General features: G+C 63.5%; 19 protein-coding genes. 12 read left to right on the forward strand and 7 right to left on the reverse strand.

Annotated features, from left to right (window positions below; genetic code table 11):
• The 7 genes from HY896_10675 to HY896_10705 are packed head-to-tail and all read left to right on the forward strand — an operon-like array spanning position 1 to position 8,785.
• Positions 1-561, forward strand: coding sequence for a 4Fe-4S dicluster domain-containing protein (locus tag HY896_10675; protein MBI5576811.1), 561 nt, complete (start codon positions 1-3; stop codon positions 559-561).
• Positions 558-1,454, forward strand: a complete 897-nt coding sequence (locus HY896_10680) for a CoB--CoM heterodisulfide reductase iron-sulfur subunit B family protein (protein MBI5576812.1) — start codon at positions 558-560, stop codon at positions 1,452-1,454. The genes HY896_10675 and HY896_10680 overlap by 4 nt, the downstream gene beginning before the upstream one ends.
• Positions 1,451-2,380: an NAD(P)H-dependent oxidoreductase subunit E gene (locus HY896_10685; protein MBI5576813.1), complete on the forward strand. Its 930-nt coding sequence runs from the start codon at positions 1,451-1,453 to the stop codon at positions 2,378-2,380. Before HY896_10680 ends, HY896_10685 begins: the two co-directional genes overlap by 4 nt.
• Complete coding sequence (locus HY896_10690) at positions 2,377-4,290, forward strand: NADH-quinone oxidoreductase subunit NuoF (GenBank protein ID MBI5576814.1); 1,914 nt, start codon at positions 2,377-2,379, stop codon at positions 4,288-4,290. The genes HY896_10685 and HY896_10690 overlap by 4 nt, the downstream gene beginning before the upstream one ends.
• On the forward strand, positions 4,283-7,603 hold the full coding sequence (locus tag HY896_10695) for an FAD-dependent oxidoreductase (GenBank protein ID MBI5576815.1): 3,321 nt from the start codon (positions 4,283-4,285) through the stop codon (positions 7,601-7,603). The genes HY896_10690 and HY896_10695 overlap by 8 nt, the downstream gene beginning before the upstream one ends.
• A gap of 8 nt (positions 7,604-7,611) precedes the next feature.
• Complete coding sequence (locus tag HY896_10700) at positions 7,612-8,112, forward strand: hydrogenase iron-sulfur subunit (GenBank protein MBI5576816.1); 501 nt, start codon at positions 7,612-7,614, stop codon at positions 8,110-8,112.
• Entirely contained in the window at positions 8,093-8,785 is a 693-nt protein-coding gene (locus tag HY896_10705; protein ID MBI5576817.1) for a methylenetetrahydrofolate reductase C-terminal domain-containing protein, read from the forward strand. The genes HY896_10700 and HY896_10705 overlap by 20 nt, the downstream gene beginning before the upstream one ends.
• 30 nt (positions 8,786-8,815) lie before the next feature.
• Here HY896_10705 and HY896_10710 read toward each other — a convergent pair whose 3' ends face one another.
• Entirely contained in the window at positions 8,816-11,260 is a 2,445-nt protein-coding gene (locus HY896_10710) for a PAS domain S-box protein (protein MBI5576818.1), read from the reverse strand.
• Positions 11,261-11,588: 328 nt separating this feature from the next.
• Here HY896_10710 and HY896_10715 point away from each other — a divergent pair, with 328 nt between their 5' ends.
• Positions 11,589-12,482, forward strand: a complete 894-nt coding sequence (locus HY896_10715; protein MBI5576819.1) for a phosphosulfolactate synthase — start codon at positions 11,589-11,591, stop codon at positions 12,480-12,482.
• 4 nt (positions 12,483-12,486) lie between these two features.
• Positions 12,487-13,884 carry an MmgE/PrpD family protein gene (locus HY896_10720; protein ID MBI5576820.1) on the forward strand — a complete coding sequence of 466 codons (1,398 nt, stop codon included), beginning with the start codon at positions 12,487-12,489 and terminating at the stop codon, positions 13,882-13,884.
• 112 nt (positions 13,885-13,996) lie between these two features.
• On the opposite strand, the gene HY896_10725 is transcribed toward HY896_10720, so the two are convergent.
• From HY896_10725 to HY896_10750, 6 genes are all read right to left on the reverse strand, one after another.
• Positions 13,997-14,533 carry a type II toxin-antitoxin system VapC family toxin gene (locus tag HY896_10725; GenBank protein MBI5576821.1) on the reverse strand — a complete coding sequence of 179 codons (537 nt, stop codon included), beginning with the start codon at positions 14,531-14,533 and terminating at the stop codon, positions 13,997-13,999.
• A complete protein-coding gene (locus tag HY896_10730) occupies positions 14,512-14,772 on the reverse strand; it encodes a ribbon-helix-helix protein, CopG family (GenBank protein ID MBI5576822.1) in 261 nt (86 codons plus the stop codon). The genes HY896_10725 and HY896_10730 overlap by 22 nt, the downstream gene beginning before the upstream one ends.
• A 108-nt stretch (positions 14,773-14,880) precedes the next feature.
• Positions 14,881-15,264 (reverse strand): DUF393 domain-containing protein, encoded by a 384-nt coding sequence (locus tag HY896_10735; protein ID MBI5576823.1) that lies wholly within the window; start codon positions 15,262-15,264, stop codon positions 14,881-14,883.
• Between the two features lie 68 nt (positions 15,265-15,332).
• The gene (hypE, locus tag HY896_10740; GenBank protein MBI5576824.1) at positions 15,333-16,343 is read right to left on the reverse strand and encodes a hydrogenase expression/formation protein HypE; all 1,011 of its coding nucleotides are present in this window, start codon (positions 16,341-16,343) and stop codon (positions 15,333-15,335) included.
• Positions 16,344-17,441, reverse strand: a complete 1,098-nt coding sequence (hypD, locus tag HY896_10745) for a hydrogenase formation protein HypD (protein MBI5576825.1) — start codon at positions 17,439-17,441, stop codon at positions 16,344-16,346.
• A 46-nt stretch (positions 17,442-17,487) separates the two neighbouring features.
• Positions 17,488-17,706, reverse strand: a complete 219-nt coding sequence (locus HY896_10750) for a HypC/HybG/HupF family hydrogenase formation chaperone (protein MBI5576826.1) — start codon at positions 17,704-17,706, stop codon at positions 17,488-17,490.
• On the opposite strand from HY896_10750, the gene hypB reads away from it, so the two are divergent.
• The 3 genes from hypB to HY896_10765 are packed head-to-tail and all read left to right on the forward strand — an operon-like array spanning position 17,615 to position 21,464.
• Positions 17,615-18,496: a hydrogenase nickel incorporation protein HypB gene (gene hypB, locus HY896_10755; protein ID MBI5576827.1), complete on the forward strand. Its 882-nt coding sequence runs from the start codon at positions 17,615-17,617 to the stop codon at positions 18,494-18,496. The genes HY896_10750 and hypB overlap by 92 nt on opposite strands.
• A 4-nt stretch (positions 18,497-18,500) precedes the next feature.
• Positions 18,501-18,860, forward strand: a complete 360-nt coding sequence (gene hypA, locus HY896_10760) for a hydrogenase maturation nickel metallochaperone HypA (GenBank protein MBI5576828.1) — start codon at positions 18,501-18,503, stop codon at positions 18,858-18,860.
• A complete protein-coding gene (locus tag HY896_10765) occupies positions 18,861-21,464 on the forward strand; it encodes a pyruvate, phosphate dikinase (GenBank protein MBI5576829.1) in 2,604 nt (867 codons plus the stop codon).
• Positions 21,465-21,543: the final 79 nt, after the last annotated feature.

Genomic DNA, 21,543 nt, shown 5'->3' on the forward strand with positions numbered 1-21,543 from the left:
ATGGCAGACCCGATCGTCTGGAAAGCCTCCGCGTTTCTTTCGGAAGTGGAGCGGCGCAGCGGGACGAAGGTCAGCGCCTGTTTCCAGTGCCACAAGTGCTCGACCGGCTGCCCCGTAGGCCCGGACATGGATATTCTGTCGAGCCAGGTTATGCGGCTGATCCACCTCGGGCAGGAACGTAAGGCGCTCGAATCCCGGGCGATATGGCTCTGCGCCTCGTGCGAGGCATGCACCACCCGCTGCCCGATGCAGGTCGACATCGCCGCCGTCATGGATGCGCTGCGGCAGATGGCGGTGGAGATGAAAGCCCGAATTCCCGACGCGCGCGGCGAGCAGTTCAATCGTTCCTTCCTGGGGAGCGTCCGCCGCAACGGCCGGGTATTCGAGATGGGGATGATGGCCGCCTACAAACTGCGGAGCGGGGATTTCCTGAGCGACGTGGAGAAGACCGGGCAGATGCTGGCAAAGGGAAAGCTCTCGCTCCTGCCGAAGCGGAGCGGAAGCGCCGCAGAGGTGCGCGAGCTTTTCCGGCGATCCGAGGAGGAAGAGAAGAAGCGATGAAGTACGCCTTTTTCCCCGGGTGCAGCCTCGAATCGACGGGATGGGATTTCGACCAGTCCACGCGGGCGGTCTGCCGTGCATTGGGGATCGGGCTGGAGGATATACCCGGCTGGACCTGCTGCGGATCGACGCCGGCGCACGCGACGAATGCGACTTTAAGCGTAGCGCTGCCCGTGTTCAATCTCCGGAAGGCCCAGGAGATGGGATTGCCGGTTCTGACCGCGTGCGCTTCCTGCTATTCGCGCCTTCGCACCGCGAACCATGCCGTGCGAACCGATCCGGAAGAGCGGAGCCGCGCCGCGAGGGTAACCGGAAAACCGTACGACGGCGGCGTGGAGGTCCGGCACCTGCTCGACGTGCTCGTCAACGACCTCGGTATCGACGCCATCCGGGAAAAGGTTCGGCGTCCCCTGAGCGGACTCAAGGTCGCCTGCTATTACGGGTGCCTCCTTACCCGGCCGCCGGGAATCGTCGCCTTCGACGACGCGGAGCACCCGAGCGGCATGGACAGGCTGCTCGGAGCGATCGGCGCGGAAAGCGTGGAGTGGCCGTACAAGACGGAGTGCTGCGGGGCATCCTTGTCGCTTACCGGTTCGGGGGTCGCGCACCGTCTCGCTCATCGGCTCCTTTCGATGGCGCGGCAGGCAGGCGCAGAGGCGCTGGCCGTCGCCTGTCCCCTGTGCGAGAGCAACCTCGACCTGCGGCAGGCGGACGCCGTGAAGGCGCATGGACCGATACCCGAAACGCCGGTCCTGTACGTCACGCAACTCCTGGGGCTTGCCCTGGGACTGACGAAGGGGGAAGTCGGGCTCGATGCCCTGTTTGTCGGCGCCGATCGGCTTCCGGCGATCGCGGGGATCGATGCAACGGCGGCAAGGGGAGCGGCCCGATGAGCGCCGACAAGGTGAGCGCGGAAAGGAGCCGTGGAAACGTGATCCCGCTGAAGGGCGGCGAAAACGAGCCCTATGGAGCCGTCCTTGTCTGCGGTGGAGGGATCGCGGGCATCCAGGCGTCGCTCGATCTTTCCGCTTCCGGATTCCGGGTCTACCTGGTGGAAGAGAGCCCGACCATCGGCGGGGGGATGGCCCGCCTGGACAAAACGTTCCCGACGGGCGACTGCGCCACCTGCATCATTTCCCCCAAGCTCGTGGAATGCATGCGTGACTTGAACATCGAAGTCCTTACGATGTCGGACGTGGCCGCGCTGGACGGAGAGGCGGGCAGGTTCCACGCGACCGTTCGGCGGCGCCCCCGAAGCGTCATCCCCGAAAAGTGCACCGGCTGCGGCGACTGCTGGCAGAGCTGCCCCGTGACGAACGTCCCGGAGCCGACGCCGCCTTTTTCGCCGTCGCAGGCCATGGACGCCGAAGGCGCCGCCCGCCTTCAGCCGATCTTCGACCGCCACCTGAACGAGCCGGGGCCGCTGCTTCCGATCCTGCAGGACATCAACGACGATTGGGGGTATCTCCCGCGTCCGGTCCTCGAGCGGGTGGCGGGGCACCTTGCGGTGCCGCTCCCCGAGATCCTGCGCGTGGCGAGCTTCTACAATGCGTTCAAACTCGAACCGGCGGGGAGGCACACGATAGAGGTATGTCTCGGCACCGCCTGCTTCGTCCGCGGATCGGGATTGCTGCTTGAACATATCGAGCAGGAGCTGGGCATCCGCGCGGGAGGCACGGACAAGGAGCGGCGATTCACCCTGAACACGGTCCGCTGCATCGGCTGCTGCGCGCTGGCGCCGGCGATGCGGATCGACGGCGTGACCTTCGGCAGGATCCGGCTCAACATGGTGTCGAACATACTGGAGCGCTTCGAATGAGCGTCCCCGTCCGCGTCGAAAAGGACCTTGACCGGATCGGCACGGCCGGGAAAGCGGCGCTTTATCCGGAGCGGCTCAAGATCCTTGTCGGCTCCGCAACGTGCGGTATCGCGGCGGGAGCACGCGAGGTCGAAGCGGCCGCGCTGGATGCGGTAAAGGAATTCGGGCTGGACGCAGTCGTGGCGCGGACGGGATGCATCGGTTTCTGCCAGCGGGAGCCGCTGCTGGATCTGTTGCCGCCGAACGCGCCGCGGATCAGCTACGGCAACATGACGCCGAAAAGGACCCGCGACCTTATCGAGGCATATGCCACGGCCGGGGATTTGAAAACGAAGCTCGCTCTGTGCCGTATCGATGAAGAGGAGCACGTCGCTACAGGCGAACGGCATGTGTACCCCGCCTCTTCCAACGGAGCGGGCGCGATTCCCGCCTGGTCCGCCCTCGGGTTCTACCGCATGCAGCGCAGGGTGATCCTGCGGAACTGCGGCACGATCGATCCGATGGAAATCGGCGAGGCGATCGCCCGCGGAGCGTACCGCGGAGCCGCCGGGGCCATGACGCGGATGACCCCGGAGCAGGCGATAGCCGAAGTGCTGCAGTCCGGACTGCGCGGCCGCGGCGGCGCCGGTTTCCCCACGGGGCGGAAGTGGGAATCCGCCCGCCGCTCCGCATCCGATATCAAGTACGTAGTATGCAACGCCGACGAAGGCGATCCCGGCGCATTCATGGATCGGAGCGTCCTCGAGGGGGATCCGCACGCCGTCATCGAGGGAATGCTCATCGGGGCGTATGCGATCGGCGCCCGGGAGGGGATCGTCTACGTTCGCAGCGAATACCCGCTTGCGGTCACGACGATCCGGCATGCCATCTCCGAAGCGGAATCGCTGGGCCTGCTCGGCGACGACATCTTCGGCAGCGGATTTTCCTTCCGGCTCAAGGTGCGGCGGGGGGCCGGAGCGTTCGTCTGCGGAGAGGAAACGGCTCTGATCGCCTCCATCGAGGGCCGGTCGGGCGAGCCGCAGCCGCGTCCCCCGTATCCGGCGGAGAAAGGCCTCTGGGGGAAGCCGACCGTCATCAACAACGTCAAGACGTGGGCGAGCGTGGGCCCCATCCTTTCCCGCGGCGCGGCGTGGTACGCCGCCATGGGCGCCGAGCGCAACCGCGGGACGACGGTCTTCTCGCTGGTCGGGGCCGTTAAGAACACCGGGCTGGTGGAGGTTCCGCTCGGCATCTCGCTCAGGGAAATGGTCCACGAGATCGGCGGCGGGATGAGCGGAAAACGGCCGCTGAAGGCCATACAGACCGGAGGACCGTCCGGCGGCTGCCTCCCGGAGTCGCTCATCGATCTGCCGATCGATTACGAGAAGCTTGGCGAAGCAGGGTCCATGATGGGATCGGGCGGCATGATCGTGATCGACACCGGGACATGCATGGTGGACCTGGCGCGGTTTTTCCTCGCCTTCACCGCCGACGAGTCCTGCGGTAAATGCGCACCGTGCCGCGAAGGAACACGGCACATGCTGCGCATCCTCACGCGGATCTGCGAAGGCAAGGGTGATTCCGGCGACCTTGCGCTGCTGGAGCGCCTCGCGACGACGGTCCGGGCGGTTTCGCTTTGCGGGCTGGGGTCCACCGCGCCGAACCCGGTATTGACGGCGCTTGCGTATTTCCGGCCGGAGTTCGAGGCGCATATCCTCGGCAGGAAGTGCCCAGCGGGCGTCTGCCGTGACCTGATCACGCTGCGGATCGACGAGGCTGCCTGCACCGGCTGCGGGGAGTGCGTGAAGGTCTGCGCGCCGAAGGCGATCCGCGGTGAGAAGAAGCAGGCCCACGCGATCGACCCGGCTGTCTGCTCGCGGTGCGGAGCGTGCAGGAGCGTATGTCCGAAGGAGGCGGTGGTCAGTGCCTGATCCGGGCCGCATAACGATCGTCGTGGACGGCCGCACGGCTGAAGTGCCCCGGTCGGCGACGGTCCTCGATGCCGCGAGACAGGCGGGCATTTCCATCCCGACGCTCTGCCACGCGAAGGGGCTGTCCCCTTACGGCGCCTGCCGGGTCTGCGTCGTCGAGATCGAATCGCCGCGCGGCGGGCGGCTCGTCGCGTCCTGCGCCTACCCGGTCGAGGAAGGTCTCGTAGTCCGGACAGATACCGGGCTGGTGCGGTCTTCGCGCCGCACGGTGCTCGAGCTGCTGCTTGCCCAGGCCCCGCAATCGGCCGAACTTGCGGCGTTCGCCTCGGGGCTCGGGGTCGAATCCACCCCGCTGGAACGCACGGAGACCGGCAAATGCATCCTGTGCGGACTATGCGTACGCGTGTGCAACGACCTGATGGGCCGTGGGGCGATAAGCCTGTTCGGACGGGGCCCCGGGCGGAACGTGCGCACCGCCTATTCGGAGCCGACCGACCAGTGCCAGGCGTGCGGAGCCTGCGCGTTCGTCTGCCCCACAGGCGCCATCGACCTCGCAACGATCACGTCGCGCCGCCCGCGTCCTCATAAAACGAACCACGATCAGCATCTCACGGCCCGTCCCTGCATCGACCTCGCGCATCCCCAGGCCGCGCCACGCGTACCGTTCATCGACCGCGACGCCTGCGTGCATTTCCGTACGGGGGAATGCGGGCTCTGTTCCACGGTGTGCCAGGCAGGCGCCGTCGATTACGATCAGGCGGAAGAGACATTGGAGCTCAAGGTCGGCGGCGTCGTGCTGACTCCGGGCTTCGAGGCGTTCGACGCGACCCGGCGGGGCGAATTCGGTTTCGGCTTCGCGCCGAACGTGCTGACGAACGTGCAGTTCGAACGGATGCTGTCCGCTTCCGGACCCACGCGCGGACACCTCGTCCGCCCGTCCGACGGCACGGCGCCGAAACGGCTGGCGTTCATCCAGTGCGTCGGCTCGCGCGACGCCGGCTGCGACAACGACTACTGCTCCTCGGTCTGCTGCATGGCGGCAACCAAGGAGGCGATCCTCGCAAGGGAGCACGAGCCGGGGCTGGAGGTCACGGTCTTCTTCCTCGATCTGCGCGCCTTCGGCAAGGATTTCGACCGTTACTACGAGCGGGCAAGGAAGCAGCTCGGGGTCCGGTACGTCCGTTCATTCATTTCCCGCACCTACGTGATGCCGGGGACGAAGAACCTGCGTCTTGTCCACATGACGCCGGGGGGGAAGCAGAGCGAGGAAGAGTTCGACATGGTGGTTCTCTCCCTGGGTCTCGAACCCGGCGCGTCGCTTGCGGAACAGGCGAAAGCCCTGGGAGTTGCGCTCAACCGCTGGGGCTTCGCGCAGACCGGAGAGCTTGCGCCGCTGGATACGACACGTCCCGGCGTCTTCGTCGGCGGCGCTTTCCAGGAGCCCAAGGACATACCCGACACCGTCATGCAGGCGAGCGCCGCGGCCTCCCGGGCCATGTCGCTGCTGGCCCCGGCACGCGGCACGCTGGTGCGGAAGAAGAGCTATCCGCCGCAGCGCGACGTCACCGACGAGCCGCCGCGGATCGGCGTGTTCGTATGCCATTGCGGAAGCAACATCGCCTCGGTCGTCGACGTGGAGGCGGTCGTGCAACGGGCGGGGGAATTGCCGCACGTGGTGCTTGCCGAGCACAACGTCTACGCCTGCGCGTCGAACAACCAGGACCTGATCAAGGAAAAGATCGCGGCAAACGGCCTTAACCGGCTCGTCATCGCCTCGTGCACCCCGCGTACCCATGAACCGATATTCCGCGACACCATGCGGGACGCGGGGCTTAACCCGTATCTATTCGAGATGGCCAATATCCGCGACCAGTGTTCATGGGTGCACTCGGCAACCCCTGAGAAGGCAACAGCCAAGGCGGTCGACCTTGTGAGGATGGCCGTGGGGCGCGCGGCGAGGCTCTTGCCGCTGAACCAGGAGACGGTACCGGTAAGCAGCGGCGCCCTGGTCGTCGGAGGCGGAATCGCAGGCATGACCGCGGCGCTTGCTCTTGCCGAGCAGGGGTTCCGCGTTCACCTTGTGGAAAAAGCCTCCCGGCTCGGCGGCACAGTCCGTGAGATCCACCGCACGATCGGACGGGACGACGTCCAGGCGTTCCTCGACAGGACGATCCAGCGCGTGAAAGCCGGCAGGCTGATCACGGTCCATCGTTCCGCCTCCGTCGTCAAGGTGGAAGGGAACGTGGGAAGCTTCACCTCCCGGATTTTCGCGAACGGACAGAATATCGATATCCGGCACGGTGTGGTGGTGGTAGCCACCGGGGCTACGGAGAAGAAACCGGAAACCTATGGCTACGGCAGGTGCGACAGGGTGCTGACGCAGCTGGAGCTGTCGGGCCGGCTTGAACGGGGAGAGATCGACCTATCCCCCGGCTCCACGGTGGCCATGATCCAGTGCGTCGAGCAGCGAAGCGGGGAGCGGCCTTACTGCAGCCGGGTCTGCTGCGCCACCGCGGTCAAGAATGCCCTTCTCCTGAAGGAGAAGTTCCCGGATGCGCGGATCGTGGTCCTTTACCGCGACATGCGGACCTACGGATTCCGGGAGGCGGCATACCGCGAAGCGAGGGAGAAGGGGGTCCTGTTCGTCCGGTACGAGCCCGAGCGGATGCCCGAGCTGACGAACGGCGGGAAGCTCGATCTGCGTGTCTTCGAGCCGACCCTTGGGCGCGATCTCCGGATCGAGCCCGACCTGGTCATCCTGGCCGCCCCGATGGAGCCGCGCGCGGACAGGAAAGAGCTCTCCGAGCTGCTTCGGGTGCCGCTGAACGCCGACGGGTTCTTTCTGGAAGCCCACATGAAACTGCGGCCGGTCGATTTCGCGAGCGAAGGCATCTTCCTCTGCGGCACGGCACATTCTCCGAAATTCATCGGCGAGACCGTATCCCAGGCGAACGCGGTGGCGGCGCGGGCGGCGACTATCCTTTCGCACAAGCGGATGCCGGTGAGCGGGCAGATCTCGTACGTCGATCCGGACAAGTGCGTCGGGTGCATGACATGCGTCCATCTTTGCCCCTACATGGCGCCGCGGATCGGGGCCGACAACAAGGCCGAAGTGCAGGGAGTGGTTTGCATGGGATGCGGAAGTTGCGCCTCGGAGTGCCCCGCCAAGGCCATCACGCTGCGGCATTACGTGGACTTCCAGGTCCTGGCCGCGGTCAACAGCCTGCTCGGGGCTGACCCGGAAGAAAAGCCGGCGGTCCCGGCGTATCCGGACAGGGCGGGGATAGCGCCTCCGAAATGGCACAGGAGCTGAGAGCGCCGATGGCCGAAAAGGAACCCCTGATCCTCGCCTTCTGCTGCCACTACTGCGCGTATGCCGCGGCCGACCTGGCGGGCTCGATGCGCCTGCAGTACCCGGACAACGTGCGGGTCTTGAGGCTCCCCTGCACCGGGAAGGTGGAGGTGAATTACATAATGACCGCCTTCGAACGGGGAGTGGACGGTGTTATCGTGGCGGGTTGCCTGGAGGGCGGCTGCCACTACCTCGAAGGGAATTTGAGGGCGCGCCGCCGTGTCGAGCGGGCGAAAGGAATCCTGGCCGAGATCGGCCTGGAGCCGGAGCGGCTGGAAATGTTCAACCTGTCGTCGGCCGAGGGGATCAGGTTCGCGGAGATCGCGGCCGAAATGACCGCCCGGCTGAAGGGCCTGGGCCCGAGCCCGTTGCGCAACGAGGGAAGCGGCGCTGAAGAAGGCATACGGGAAATGACGCTTAAGGCGGAAAGCACACTGGCAGGAGAAAAGCATGATTGTCGCCGATCGTAAGGACATACGTGAAATACGGGAAATGATAAAGGACCATGAAAAGGTCCTTCTGGTGGGATGCGGCACCTGCGTCACCGTCTGCCTTGCCGGAGGGGAGCGCGAGGTGGGGATCCTCGGTTCCGCGCTTCGCATGTCCCTGAAGCTTGCGGGGCGGGGCGGGGTGACCGTCGACGAGTGCACCATCGAACGGCAGTGCGAAGACGCCTTCATCGACGCGCTGGCCGGGCAGGGATCGAAATACGACGCCATCGTGTCGTTCGGCTGCGGGGCGGGCGTCCAGGCGCTGGCCGGCCGCTTTCCGAAAACGGCCGTCTATCCCGGCCTGAACACCCAGTTCATCGGCATCCTGGAAGCGCAGGGGGTATGGGCGGAGAAGTGCGCCGGCTGCGGCGATTGCAGGCTCGGCGAATTCGCCGGCATCTGTCCGATCACCCGCTGCTCCAAGCGCATGTTCAACGGCCCGTGCGGCGGCTCCCGGGAAGGGAAGTGCGAGGTACGGGAGGAGAGGGACTGCGCCTGGCAGCTTATTTACGACCGCGCGAAGGAAACCGGCACGCTGGAGAAACTGGAGAAGATCGCCGCTCCGCACGACTGGTCGAAAGGTCAGGACGGCGGTCCGAGAAAGGTAATCCGCGAAGACCAGTGCATCGCGGGTCTCGGGCCGAAGGCATAAATTACCGAAATCCCCGGTCGGAGATCATCCCTATGTCTTCTTCGCGTCCAGCACTGCGCGCACCTTGCGCGCGAGGGCATCCGGCGAAAACGGCTTTTCGATGAAGGCGGTGCCGGGATCCAGGACGCCGCGGTGCACGATGGCGTTGTCGGTGTATCCCGACATGAACAGGACCTTCATATCCGGCCGGGAAAGCGCGATTTTCCGCGAGAGATCCGCTCCGCTCATCCCCGGCATCACCACGTCGCACAGCATGAGGTCGATCTTTCCTTCGTACCTGGCGGAAGTGCGCAAGGCTTCCTCCCCGTCGCCGGCGGCAAGGACGGTATAGCCGTTCATCACCAGGATCTCCAGCGCCAGCATCCGGACCGCCTCCTCGTCTTCCGCCAACAGGACCGTCTCCGTACCCTGTATCAGTTCCTTCGGTTCCGGGGCCGGTTCCGGAACGTCCGCCGTCTCCTCCACGCTCGGCAGGTAGGTCTTGAACGTCGTGCCGCGGCCGGGCTCGCTGTAGACCCATATATGGCCGCCGCTCTGCTTGACGATCCCGTAGACGGTCGACAGGCCGAGCCCCGTCCCCTTTCCCTTTTCCTTGGTGGTGAAGAAGGGTTCGAAAATCCGGGATAACGTTTCCTGGTCCATTCCGACGCCGGTATCGCTCACCGCGATCATCACGTAGGCGCCGGGATGCATTGTGGCGTGACCGCGCGCGTAAGCCTCGTCGATGTAGACATTGGCCGTTTCGATGGTCAGTTTCCCTCCCGTGGGCATGGCGTCCCGGGCGTTGACGGCCAGGTTCATGATCACCTGTCCGATCTGCCCGGGATCCGCCTTGGTCAGCCGGAGATCGGGGTCGAGGGAGGTGAAGAGGTCGATATCTTCACCGATCAGGCGTCGGAGCATCCGGTCGATGTCCCTGACGACCGCGTTCAGGTCGATGATTCTGGGTTGAAGGATCTGCCGGCGGCTGAATGCCAGCAGTTGCCGCGTCAACCCCGCGGCCCGACCGGCGACGTCACGGATCTCCTTTACATAGCCGTGCACCGGGTCGCCTTCGGCCGTCCTGGCGAAGGCGAGCTCGCTGTAGCCCGTAATCGCCGTCAGGAGGTTGTTGAAATCGTGCGCGACTCCGCCGGCAAGCCGCCCGACCGCTTCGATCTTCTGCGCCTGGCGGAGCTGCTCCTCCATCTTACGTTCTTCGGTTACGTCCCGTTTTACGGCCACGAAGTTCATCAGGCGGCCTGCGTCGTCCCGCACCGGGGAGATGATCGCATCTTCCTCGTACAGGCTTCCGTCTTTCCGCTTATTGATCAATCCGCCCGTCCAGACCTCCCCACGCTTGAGGGTTTCCCACAAATTCCTGTAGAACTCCTCGTCGTGCCTTCCGCTCTTGAGGATCCGCGGGTTGCTGCCGATGGCCTCCTGACGGCCGAACCCGGTGATCCGCTCAAAAGCCGGGTTGACGTATTGGATCGCCCCTTCGGTATCCGTGATGAATATGATCTCGGCGGTTTGTTCGACTGCAGCGGCAAGGCGTTGCAGGGCCTCTTCCGACCGCTTCCGCTGTTCGTATGCCAGGTCCAGGGCACGGCCTACGGCCGTCGCCACCCGCGACACGACGAATGCCGAGATGGCTGCGGATATCGTTGCCATCATCGCCGCAGCCAGCGCGTCGTTCGCGGAGAAATAATCCGGAACGATCCCGTGAAGCGCCTCCAGCGCAACGACCAGGAAGACCGTCAGGGGAACGAAGGCCCGCAACAATCTTGCCCGCGCGGATGGACCGACGAGGTACTTCAACGGTATGCAATCCGGTCCGGTGGCCGCGGCCACCCCTGTCCCCAGCGACACGAAACCGCAAGCGGTAAAAACCGCCACCGGAATGACTCCGCTGCCGTAGAGAAAAGGCGATCCGTACATGTATCCGAGGAGGAACGTCACTCCCGCCGCAGCGGCCAGGCTCCCCAGTACGCCTGCAAGATTCCCGGCGAACCTTATGCGGGCCTCGTTTCCTTCGCGAAGGAGAACAAGGAATATGCCGCACCCGATCATGGAAAACAGGACGCCCGTCGCCGGAGACATACGTGCTATGGGGACCCCGCCGATCATCTTTGGAACTGGATATATGAACGATTCCACCGGCAGTCGCACGCCGTTCCAGAGAGTAGTGAATGTGAGCAGACCGTAGACGGCGATCAGCCCGGAAACCGCCGACGCGAAAATCCTGCCTCCACCGCGCCAGGGCTTGATTGCGTGGACCGAAACGATCGCACCGAGCGATACCAGTGCGAAAGCGGTGAGAGGGGCGACGGGAATGTAGGCCGGGTGGGGGCTGGCAAGGAATTGCAGCCCGGGAATCCATCCGAGCAAGGCGATCAGACCGATTATGGAAGACGCGGCGCCGGACAGAAACGCTGCCCGACCGATGTGGCCGGAAACGAAATTCTCCGGAGAAAGAATAGAGCGCGATCCCACCCTCTGCCGCTCCCTGTTCTCCAGCGATTAAATTAGGGAAACTCCATGATATACATTTTAAACCGATTATTGAATTTTCGATGCAATATTAATTAATTTGTTTCCGAATTATATATTTTGGGTAAGCAGGATCGAATCGCTCCGACGCGAATTTAAAACCCATGATCATGATGTTGTCCAACGGTCTTCGAGGCAGGCGGCCTCATTCTTTTTTCCCGTTCCCGGCACCTCCCCCTGTCGGTAATTCATCTTAAAAAGGGAGAAGTATTTAGCGTCATGGGGATAATTTGGTTTTGAAGCTTTTTCTCATTGGAAAGGGGGCCGGAACATGGGCGTAGGAAGCGGTCGAAGTTTCGATTTCCTGCCGGTGAACGAGCGGGAAGGCAAACCCCGCAAGCGCGGCGTCACGGAGATGCGAGGCCCTTATTACGCGCCGGTAGGGAAACGGTACCTGCAGGACATCCTGGAAACCATGGGTTACTACATCGATATATTCAAATTCAGCGGAGGTTCCTTCAGTCTCATGCCGGAAAAGGCGGTCAGGGAGCTGATCGATACGTGTCACGAGCATGACGTACTGGTATCGACTGGCGGCTTCATCGAACGCGTGCTGACCCACGGCGGGGATGCGGTGGACCGTTACCTGGAGGAATGCAAAAGGCTGAAATTCGACGTCGTCGAGATTTCAAGCGGCTTCATTACGGTGCCCCAGGGCGATCTGCTCGGCCTGGTCCGAAAGGTCACGGACCTCGGCATGAAACCCAAGCCGGAAGTGGGGATACAGTTCGGCGCAGGGGGAGCCAGCTCGGTCGAAGAGCTCGAGGCGGAGGGCACATCGGACCCGTCGCAGGCGATCCGTGCCGCGAAGCAGTACCTGGATGCCGGCGCGCACCTGATCATGATCGAATCCGAGGGGATCACGGAAAACGTGAGGAAGTGGCGCACCGACGTGGTGGCCAAAATCGTTAACGAAATAGGTCTCGAGAAGGTGATGTTCGAAGCGGCCGACCCAGAGGTGTTCTCATGGTACATCAAGAACTTCGGGCCGGAGGTCAACCTGTTCGTCGACCACTCGCAGGTGGTGCAGCTCGAGTGCCTGCGCTCCGGAATCTGGGGGACGAAGAGCACGTGGGGCCGGGTAGTCACGTTCAAGGAAAAAGGCCGCGCCGCCGCACCTTCAAAGCCGAAGCTGGTCGCGCCCCCGGGAAAAAGCGGGAGGTGACGGAATGGCGCAGTTATCCTCCGCCGTAAGGGGCGGAGATGAAAGGGAACCGACCCGTTCCGAGCAGTTGGCATCCTTCGTCGAGCGCGCCGCCTGGGAGCACATCTCCACGGCGGCACGCGAGGCGTTGAAGATCCGCGTGCTCGATTCGCTCGGATGCGCGTTCGGAGCGATTTCCGGCCACCCGATCCGGCTCATCCGCGCCGAGGTCGAGGAGTTCGGCGGAAATCCCCTTTGCTCCCTGATCGGAGGAGGGTATTCCGCGCCCGACCGGGCGGCCTTCTTCAACGGCGCCCTTGTCCGTTACCTGGATTTCAACGACAGTTATCTCGCCAAGGGAGAGACGTGCCATCCGAGCGACAACGTGGGCGCGGTGCTTGCGGCGTCGGAGTATTCGCTGGCTTCCGGGCGGCAATTCCTTACCGCGCTGGCGGTCGCGTACCATGTGCAATGCCGCCTTTGCGACGTCGCCCCGGTGCGCGCGAGGGGTTTCGATCATACGACCCAGGGCGCCTTCGCGGCGGCGGCGGGAGTGGCGAAAGCGCTGGAGCTCGACGCGCCGAGGATCGCCAATGCCCTGGGCATTTCGGGCACGGCAAACAACGCGCTCCGGGTAACCCGTACGGGCGAGCTGTCCCACTGGAAAGGCCTTGCCTATCCGAACACGGCCGTCGACGCGCTTCGGGCGGCCTTCCTGTCGATGCGCGGGATTACGGGTCCCCGGGAAGTGTTCGAAGGGAACAAGGGGTGGTGCCAGACGATCTCGGGGGATTTCGAGATCGACTGGTCGAGGGAGAACCTGGAGAGGGTCACGCGCACGATACTGAAGAAATTCAACGCGGAAGTCCATTCCCAGTCGGCCATCGAGGGGATGATCGAGCTGATGCGGGAAACGGGGTTCCAGGGCAGGGAGATAGACCGGATCCGGATCGACATTTTCGACGTGGCGCACCTGATCATCGGCGGCGGTGCCGAAGGCGACAAGACTGTCGTCCGCACCAAGGAAGAAGCCGATCACAGCCTGCCGTACATGGTGTCCGCAGCCGCGCTCGACGGGCAGGTTATGCCCGAGCAGTACGAGCCCGAGCGGATAACGAGGGGCGATATCCAGTCGCTGCTGCGCCGCGTCACGGTCGTTCCGGACCCCGGCTTCTCCCGTCGTTTCCCCGACGAGCACGCCTGCCGGCTCACCGTCACGCTCAAGGACGGCCGGTCTTTGATAAAGGAAAAGTACGATTACGAGGGGTTCCACACTCGCCCGATGTCGTGGGCGAAGGCGGAGGAGAAGTTCCACCGGCTGGCGGAGAAGGCGGTAGACGTGTTCCGCCGGTCCGAGATCGTGGACGCGGTGCGCCGCCTGGACAACATTTCCGTCAGGAACCTTACTGCGCTCCTGGTTTGACCGGATGAGATTTGCGGACTGACGATCGGCGCCGCGCCTGCGGGGGTCAGTGTTTCAGCCTGCCACGGCCCATCGCGGCCGCGGAAAAGAACCCGCCGGCGCGGGGAAAGGATCAGTTCCGCCGCCCGGTTTTTTCCTTTGCCGACAATACCCCGCGAAAATCTTTAAGCGTTGAGGGACGCTTCCTTTTTTTACCACCAGGTATCGGAGTGAAATCCGCCAACCCGAGAATATTCTTTGCTCCTTTCACCCGTTCACGGAACTTGTAATCGGCGGTAATCAGCATCTTTCTCTCGTTTTGGGCCAGTGCAAGAAAACATGCGTCGTAGACGGTGACATTGAACGAGTATGCAAGTTTCACGGCGTTTGTCGCCAAATCCGCCGAAATGTTGCGGACGTCGAATTCCAATTGGAACACCGCTTCCACCGCTTCGTTTACCTCTTCGGAGGATAGCCCGGGATTGAATCGCAAAGCATTGGAGAGTTCGTAGAAGAGAAGGTCGGGAATCGTTATGGAATAATCTCCTTCCAGAATCCCGCGCCGAAGATCTTGCGCGTTTTCCAGGTCCGATTCGTTCCGATCACTGAACCACTTGCAGACTACCGAAGTGTCGAGGACGTATCCCGTCATTTCGAGGCGTCCCGCCATTTCCTCACTTCCGAGACTCCATCCCATGCGCCGGATTTCTTTTTCAGCCGATCCATGGCCTCGAAGGCGGCTTCTCTTCGTGCCCTCCGCCGGAGTTCTTCCGCCTTGCGGCGCCTCTCCTCGATGACCTTTTCCGCCGCTTCCCGAAGAATCAAGCTGCGGCTCTTCCTTTCCTGCTTCGCGATAACGTCGATCTCCTCCAGGATGTCCTCGGAAAAAATGACATTGATCCTCACCATTGCTACACCTCCCCATTACATACTGCATATACATCATTGCGCATTCCGGGCGATACATCAAGTTTGTTGACTACAAGCGCCCATAACGATTTCGGTTTCAAAAATGCGCTACATCGGCGGCATGCCGGAGGAAGGTGTCCTTGAGATGTGGAACCGGTTCTTCGCAAACCAGCGGTAAAAGGCGCTGGAGAGAAGGCCGGCGCCCGGCAGGCGGAACAGGGCTGCGACCAAACGATAGCGCCGAATCCGCCGCAGGATTTCAGGGATTGCCCGTTCCCCGACAAGGATATTACCGCCGGGAAGGACCAGGTGCATCGCCTGCAAGCAGGCCAACCGTTCGATCTGCGGAAACCGTTTCGCAAGATCGTCCGAATGGCAGGAGAGGAACTCGAACGCGTCCGGGTCCGAGCGGGAAGCGATCCACTCCGCCGTCTTCCGGCAGAATGCGCAATCCCCGTCGTAAATGAGAACAGCTTTTCCGGGACGCTCCATAGTTCCAGTATCGTCCCTTGGCCCGTATTCCGCACCGGGCCCCGAGCGTCTTCGGTGGATGCTCCGATCTAACAGATACGCGGTAACTGTTCTCCCACCGGGTAATCGACGGCGCGTAATCCCCCGATGACGGTCTTCATGAAAACGCCGGGAGAGCCTTTAACTACCTCTCCGATCACCGCTGCGTTCAGTCCGTATTGGGTCTTCCGAAGCGAATCCACGATCGGTTCCGCAGCGCTTCCATCCACGATCAGGAGCGCTTTTCCCTCGTTGGCGAGGTAGATCGGGTCGAAACCCAGTATTTCGCAGATGCCGCGAACCTCATCCGCCACCGGCAGCCTGCTTTCGTCGAGGACGATCCGGACTCGGGACGATTCCGCCATCTCGTTCAGGGAAACGCCCACGCCGCCCCGGGTCGGGTCCCGCATGAACCGCACGGATCCCCCGAAGGAGGAAAGAATATCAAGCAGCATCGAGGAGAGCGGAGCCACGTCCGACAGGACCTTCGCGGCGATCTCCAGCCGGTTCCTCGCGATCAGCACCGCCGCCTGGTGGTCCCCCATCGTCCCGGTGAGGATCACTCGGTCGCCGGGCCGGACGTTTTCCGGGGCGGGTCGCCAGCCGTCGTTCACGATCCCGATGCCCGACGTTGTGATGAAGATCCCGTCGGCGTTCCCCTTTTCCACGACCTTCGTATCGCCGCAGGCGATGGTGACGTTCCCTTCCTTTGCCGCCGCCTCCATGGAGTCCAGAATCGTCTCCAGCGTCTCGACGGGGAACCCTTCTTCCAGGATGAGGGAGCAGGAGATCGCAACGGGCCGGGCCCCGCAGACGGAGAGGTCATTAAGCGTCCCGCACACCGCGAGCCTTCCGATGTCCCCGCCGGGGAAGATCGCGGGGGTGATCACGTAGCCGTCGGTGGTGAAGGCGATCTCGCCGTCCAGCCGCCCGAGGAGCGCCGAATCGAACAGCGGGGAAAGGACGGGATTTTCGAACCGTTTCGCGATTACCTTCCGGATAAGCTCCCTGGTCCGTTTCCCGCCTTCTCCGTGGGATAGGAGGATTTTATCTCCCGGCATTTATTGCACCCCGTACTTGTAATATGCGGCGCAGGTCCCTTCGCTCGACACCATGCAGGGGCCGTACGGCTCGGCGGGGGTGCATGCATTGCCGAAGAGCGGGCACTCGCGCGGCGTGATCTTCCCTTTCAGCACGTCCCCGCACCGGCAGGCCGTCTTATCTTCCGTGAAGGGGATCTCCACCCCGAATTTTTTTTGCGCGTCGAACTCCGAGTATGCATCCGCGATGGCGAGCCCCGTCCCGGGAAGGACGCCGATCCCGCGCCATCCGATGTCGCTTTCCCGGAAGACCGTTGCAATGATCTCACGGGCCTTCCGGTTGCCGGAAGGCGTTGCGACGCGGGAGTATTCGTTCTCGACGACCGCCGCCCCGCGGATCTTCTGGCGTAACAGCAGGTATATCCCGTAAAGGATGTCGAGCGGCTCGAACCCGGCCACCACGCAAGGGACGCCGAACTTTTCCGCCAACGGAAGGTAGGCGTCGGAACCGATGATAGCGCTGACGTGCGCGGGGCAGAGGAACCCCTCGATCCGAACTTCGGGGTCGGAGGCCAGTGCCTCCATGGCCCGCGGTATGGTTCGGACGGATGAGAGGACCGAGAAGTTGCCGATATCCCGTACCGCCGCCGAAAGGATCGCTCCGGCGATCGAAGGTGCGGTTGTCTCGAAACCGACGCCCAGGAAGATCACCTCTTTTCCCGGGTTGCCGGCTGCGGTCTCCACCGCGTCCAGCGGGGAGTAGAGGATGCGAACGTTCACCCCGCCGCTCCGTTCCTTTTCCAGGGAGGAATGTCTTCCGGGGACGCGAAGCATGTCCCCGAAGGTGGCAAGGATCGTGTCCGGCCTTTTTCCGAGCGTGATGGCCGCGTCGATGTAGCCGTCCGGCGTCACGCAGACGGGGCAGCCCGGGCCCGATACCATCGTCACCGCCCCATCCAGGAGAGAGCGAATACCCGCGCGGGCGATGCTCACGGTGTGGGTCCCGCAGACTTCCATCAGCCGCATGGGCGGCCGCTCGCCCCAGGAGGTCCGTATGGCATCGACGACGCGCCGGGCAAGCTCCGGATCGCGGAACTCGTCGATGTATTTAAGCCGCATTTCTCACCACGCTTCTGCTGCGGCGAACCATGGTGAGAAATGCGGCTTACGTTGCATCCCGGATCTCACGGAGGTATTGGAGCGTCTTTTCCGCCTCTTCGGGGGAGAGTTTGGAGATGGCGAACCCGGCGTGGAGGATGACCCAGTCACCCTCGCGGACATCCTCGAGGAGCATGACGGAAATCTCGCGGCGCGCCCCTCCCACCTCCGCCGTCGCGCTGGTTCCCGAAATCGACATCACCCTGACCGGCACGCCCAGGCACATCGCGCAATCCTCCGGGATCGAATGTACCGCAAATTCTGCTTGTCCCACAGTCTACCAGAACCGCCGGCGGGCCACGCCCGCCTCGTGGTGTATAATTCAACGACCTACCCACCGAATTAACGGGGCATACGCGGTGAAAGTGGACATCGAACAGGAGATCCAGCGGTCGGCGGAAGACGCGGCGCGGAATATTCGCTTGTTGCTCGCGGAAAAGAAGGTATTCGCCGTGAACCTCATCTCCTCGCCCGGATCGGGGAAAACAACCCTGATCGAGCGGACGATCGAAGCGTTTCGCGGTAAGTTGCGGGTGTCGGTGATCGAGGGAGACATCGAGACCGACATCGACGCAGCCCGTATACGGAAACACGGGGTGCAGGTCCACCAGATAAATACCCGTTCCTCCTGCCACATCCCGCCGTTCCTCCTCCTTTCCGCCCTGGAGCGTATCGACCTGGACGCCACGGACCTTCTCTTCGTGGAAAACGTGGGCAACCTCGTCTGCCCCGCGGAAGTGCCGCTGGGCGAAGACCTGCGCGTCGTCGCGCTGAGCACGGCGGAAGGGGACGAAAAACCGCTGAAGTACCCGCTCGTGTTCAAGACCTCCGGCATGCTCGTCATCACGAAAACCGACCTGCTCCCCTACGTCCGGTTCGACATGGACAGGGTGAAGGCGGCGGCCCGGGCAGCCAATCCCCGTGTGGAGATCTTCGAGACATCGTCCGTCACGGGAACCGGCTTGTCCTCCTTCGTCGGCCGGGTCGGGGAGCTCTGCAGGGAAAAGACCGGATAACCTCATGCACGAGCTGGGAATCGCCAGGGACATACTGGACATCGCGGTCGCCGAAGCCGGGAAGCACGGAAGCCGCCGAATCACCCGCGTGGACATCGAAGTCGGCGTGCTGCGCGGAGTGGTTCCCGAGAACCTTGCCTTCCTCTTCGGGTATGCGGCAAAAGGGACGATTGCCGAGGGGGCGCGGCTGTCGATAGAGGAACAACCGGCACGGGTCGATTGCGGTGCGTGCGGCCCGGCCGAGGTCCGCGCGTTCATCGTGGGTTGCCCGGAATGCGGAAGCCCGACCGCAAGGATAGATGGGGGAGACGCCCTCCGGATTCTATCCATCGAAATCGACGATCCGCCGCCGCGGGAGGCCTGAATGAGCAAGGCGCGCACAAATCCGAGCACGGGTCTGCCGGGGCTGGACCGGGTGGTCCAGCGGCTCCTGCCGGGCGACAACATCGTCTGGCAGGTCGATGCCGTGGAGGACTATCTCCCGTTCGTCGCGCCGTACTGCGAGGACGCGGTCCGCAAGGGGAAGAAGCTCGTCTACTTCCGCTTCGCCCGCCACCCGGAGCTTGTGAGCGAGGAGAGCGGTGCAGAGATCCACCGCCTTAACCCGGAAGTGGGGTTCGAGACGTTCACCGCGGATATCCACAAGGTGATCGAGCGGGCGGGACGCGGAACGTTCTATCTCTTCGACTGCCTGTCCGACCTGGCGGCGGACTGGTACAGCGACCTGATGCTCGGCAACTTCTTCATGGTGACCTGCCCGTACCTATACGAGCTGGAAACGATCACCTACTTCGCTCTCCTCCGCGACCGCCATTCGTTCGAAGCGGTCTCCGCGATCCGCGACACGACGCAGCTTCTCCTGGACGTCTTCCGCCACGGAGGGAAGCTCTACGTCCACCCATTGAAGGTCCACCAACGGAATTCGCCGACGATGTACCTCCCGCACGTCCGGGAAGGGGAGGAGTTCCGGCCGCTTACGGAGAGCGCCGTCCTGTCGGAAGTGCTTGCGGAGATCACTTCGCAGCGCATCGACCCGGTCCCGCGCACGCAGGACATCTGGGACCGAAAATTCCTCCAGGCGCGGGAGATCCTGGGCGATGTGGAGGAGGGCCGCCGGACGCGCGAGGAGGCCGGGGAAACCCTGCATCGCCTCCTCCGGATGATGGTGACACGCGACGAGCGGGTGATCGCGCTGGCCTCCCGGTACCTCGACCTTTCGGATCTTCTCGCCATCCGGAAGCGGATGATCGGGACGGGGCTGATCGGGGGAAAATCGGTCGGCATGCTCCTCTCCCGGTCGATTCTCGCCCGCACGGACGGGCGTTGGCGGGAACGGATGGAGACCCATGACTCCTTCTACATCGGCTCGGACGTTTTCTATACCTACCTGGTGAGCAACGGCCTCTGGAAGGCGCGGCGGGACCAGAGAGACCCCCTCTCATTCCTCGCCGGGGCGAAAGGGGCCCGGAAGAAGATCCTTTCGGGGACGTTCCCCTCGTTTCTCCGCGGGCAGTTCCTCGCGATGCTGGAGTACTTCGGTCAGTCGCCGATCATCGTCCGGTCCAGCTCCCTCCTGGAGGACAGCTTCGGCAACGCCTTCACGGGTAAGTACGAGAGCGTGTTCTGCCCGAACCAGGGATCGCCGCAGGAGCGGCTGGAGGCCTTCCTGTCGGCCGTAAAAGCCGTGTACGCGAGCACGATGAGCGAGGAGGCCCTCCTGTACCGCGCTCACCGGGGGCTCCTCGACCGGGACGAGCAGATGGCGCTCCTCGTGCAGCGGGTGTCGGGGGCCATCCACGGCAACCTGTTCTACCCGCAGATCGCGGGAGTCGGGCTTTCCTACAATCCTTTCGCGTGGAGCGAGTACATCGATCCCCAGGCGGGGATGCTGCGGGTCGTCTTCGGCCTCGGGACGAGGGCGGTCGAGCGCACCGACGACGACTACACGCGCCTTGTCGCTCTTAATGCTCCCGACCGGCGGCCGGAAGCGGACTTCGGCGAGGTCATGGAATTCGCACAGCGCCGCGTGGACGCCCTCGACCTCTCCGCCAACCGGTTCGTCTCGCTGAACGTCGACGACGTGGTCAAGGTCAGCCCCAACCTGCCGATCGAAATGTTCGCGGCGCGCATGGAGCCGGCCGTAGGGCGGTCGAAGGCCGGCCCCCCGTCACGTTGCGTCCTGACCTTCGACCGGATGCTATCCGCCACGCCGTTCGTGTCGGACATGAAGGAGATGCTAGCCGTGTTGCGGGACGCCTACGATTATCCCGTCGATATCGAGTTCACCGCCAACTTCCTCCCGGACGGGAGCTACCGCATCAACCTCGTCCAGTGCCGCCCACTCCAGGTCAAGGAGGGGGGAGGGATCCCGGCGCCTCCCGAGACGATCGCGAAGAAGGACCGGGTGTTCGAATCCCGCGGTCCGATCGTCGGCCAGAGCTCCCACACCGCCCTCGACCGGCTGATCTACGTGGACCCCTCCGCCTATGTGAAGCTGTCGATCGGCGACCGCCACTCCGTCGCGCGGCTGGTCGGCCGGATCACGCACGTCGAGGAGCCGGGGGAGAAGAAAACCATCCTGCTGCTCGGGCCGGGCCGTTGGGGAACGAAGATGCCGTCCCTGGGCGTGCCGGTGTCGTTCGCCGAGATCGCCCCCGTCTCCGTCCTGTGCGAAATTGTCTCCATGGGGGCGATCATCGTTCCGGACGTTTCCCTGGGAACCCACTTCTTCAACGACCTCGTTGAGGCGAACATGCTCTACCTCGCGGTCTTCCCGAAGGGGAAAGAGAGCCCGCTGAACGAGGGCTTTTTCCTCCGGTCGAAGAACCGCCTCAAGGACCTGCTGCCCGAGGACGCCGAGTGGTCGGAAGTGGTGCGGGTCATCGACGTTCCGGCCGGGCGGAGCGGGCGGAAGCTCCTCCTCAATGCGAACACGCTGAAGCAGCGGGCTGTCTGCTACTTCACCTGAACCCAAGAATCGGGACGTTCCTAAGAAGTTGATCCGGTTCTCCGGTTCAATTTCCTGCGAATGTTCCTTCCTTTGACCG

Source organism: Deltaproteobacteria bacterium (assembly GCA_016218975.1).
Lineage (GTDB): Bacteria > Desulfobacterota > Deferrimicrobia > Deferrimicrobiales > Deferrimicrobiaceae > JAENIX01.

What these genes read in the sequence shown, in the direction of transcription:
- HY896_10675 (MBI5576811.1), top strand. Translation starts at nt 1, where the DNA reads ATGGCAGACCCGATCGTCTGGAAAGCCTCCGCGTTTCTTTCGGAAGTG.
- HY896_10730 (MBI5576822.1), bottom strand. Translation starts at nt 14,772, where the DNA reads ATGGTGAGGATCAATGTCATTTTTTCCGAGGACATCCTGGAGGAGATC.
- hypB (MBI5576827.1), top strand. Translation starts at nt 17,615, where the DNA reads ATGACGGAAATCTCGCGGCGCGCCCCTCCCACCTCCGCCGTCGCGCTG.
- HY896_10690 (MBI5576814.1), top strand. Translation starts at nt 2,377, where the DNA reads ATGAGCGTCCCCGTCCGCGTCGAAAAGGACCTTGACCGGATCGGCACG.
- HY896_10685 (MBI5576813.1), top strand. Translation starts at nt 1,451, where the DNA reads ATGAGCGCCGACAAGGTGAGCGCGGAAAGGAGCCGTGGAAACGTGATC.
- HY896_10725 (MBI5576821.1), bottom strand. Translation starts at nt 14,533, where the DNA reads ATGGCGGGACGCCTCGAAATGACGGGATACGTCCTCGACACTTCGGTA.
- HY896_10765 (MBI5576829.1), top strand. Translation starts at nt 18,861, where the DNA reads ATGAGCAAGGCGCGCACAAATCCGAGCACGGGTCTGCCGGGGCTGGAC.
- HY896_10720 (MBI5576820.1), top strand. Translation starts at nt 12,487, where the DNA reads ATGGCGCAGTTATCCTCCGCCGTAAGGGGCGGAGATGAAAGGGAACCG.
- HY896_10680 (MBI5576812.1), top strand. Translation starts at nt 558, where the DNA reads ATGAAGTACGCCTTTTTCCCCGGGTGCAGCCTCGAATCGACGGGATGG.
- hypA (MBI5576828.1), top strand. Translation starts at nt 18,501, where the DNA reads ATGCACGAGCTGGGAATCGCCAGGGACATACTGGACATCGCGGTCGCC.
- HY896_10700 (MBI5576816.1), top strand. Translation starts at nt 7,612, where the DNA reads ATGGCCGAAAAGGAACCCCTGATCCTCGCCTTCTGCTGCCACTACTGC.
- hypD (MBI5576825.1), bottom strand. Translation starts at nt 17,441, where the DNA reads ATGCGGCTTAAATACATCGACGAGTTCCGCGATCCGGAGCTTGCCCGG.
- hypE (MBI5576824.1), bottom strand. Translation starts at nt 16,343, where the DNA reads ATGCCGGGAGATAAAATCCTCCTATCCCACGGAGAAGGCGGGAAACGG.
- HY896_10715 (MBI5576819.1), top strand. Translation starts at nt 11,589, where the DNA reads ATGGGCGTAGGAAGCGGTCGAAGTTTCGATTTCCTGCCGGTGAACGAG.
- HY896_10735 (MBI5576823.1), bottom strand. Translation starts at nt 15,264, where the DNA reads ATGGAGCGTCCCGGAAAAGCTGTTCTCATTTACGACGGGGATTGCGCA.
- HY896_10750 (MBI5576826.1), bottom strand. Translation starts at nt 17,706, where the DNA reads ATGTGCCTGGGCGTGCCGGTCAGGGTGATGTCGATTTCGGGAACCAGC.
- HY896_10705 (MBI5576817.1), top strand. Translation starts at nt 8,093, where the DNA reads ATGATTGTCGCCGATCGTAAGGACATACGTGAAATACGGGAAATGATA.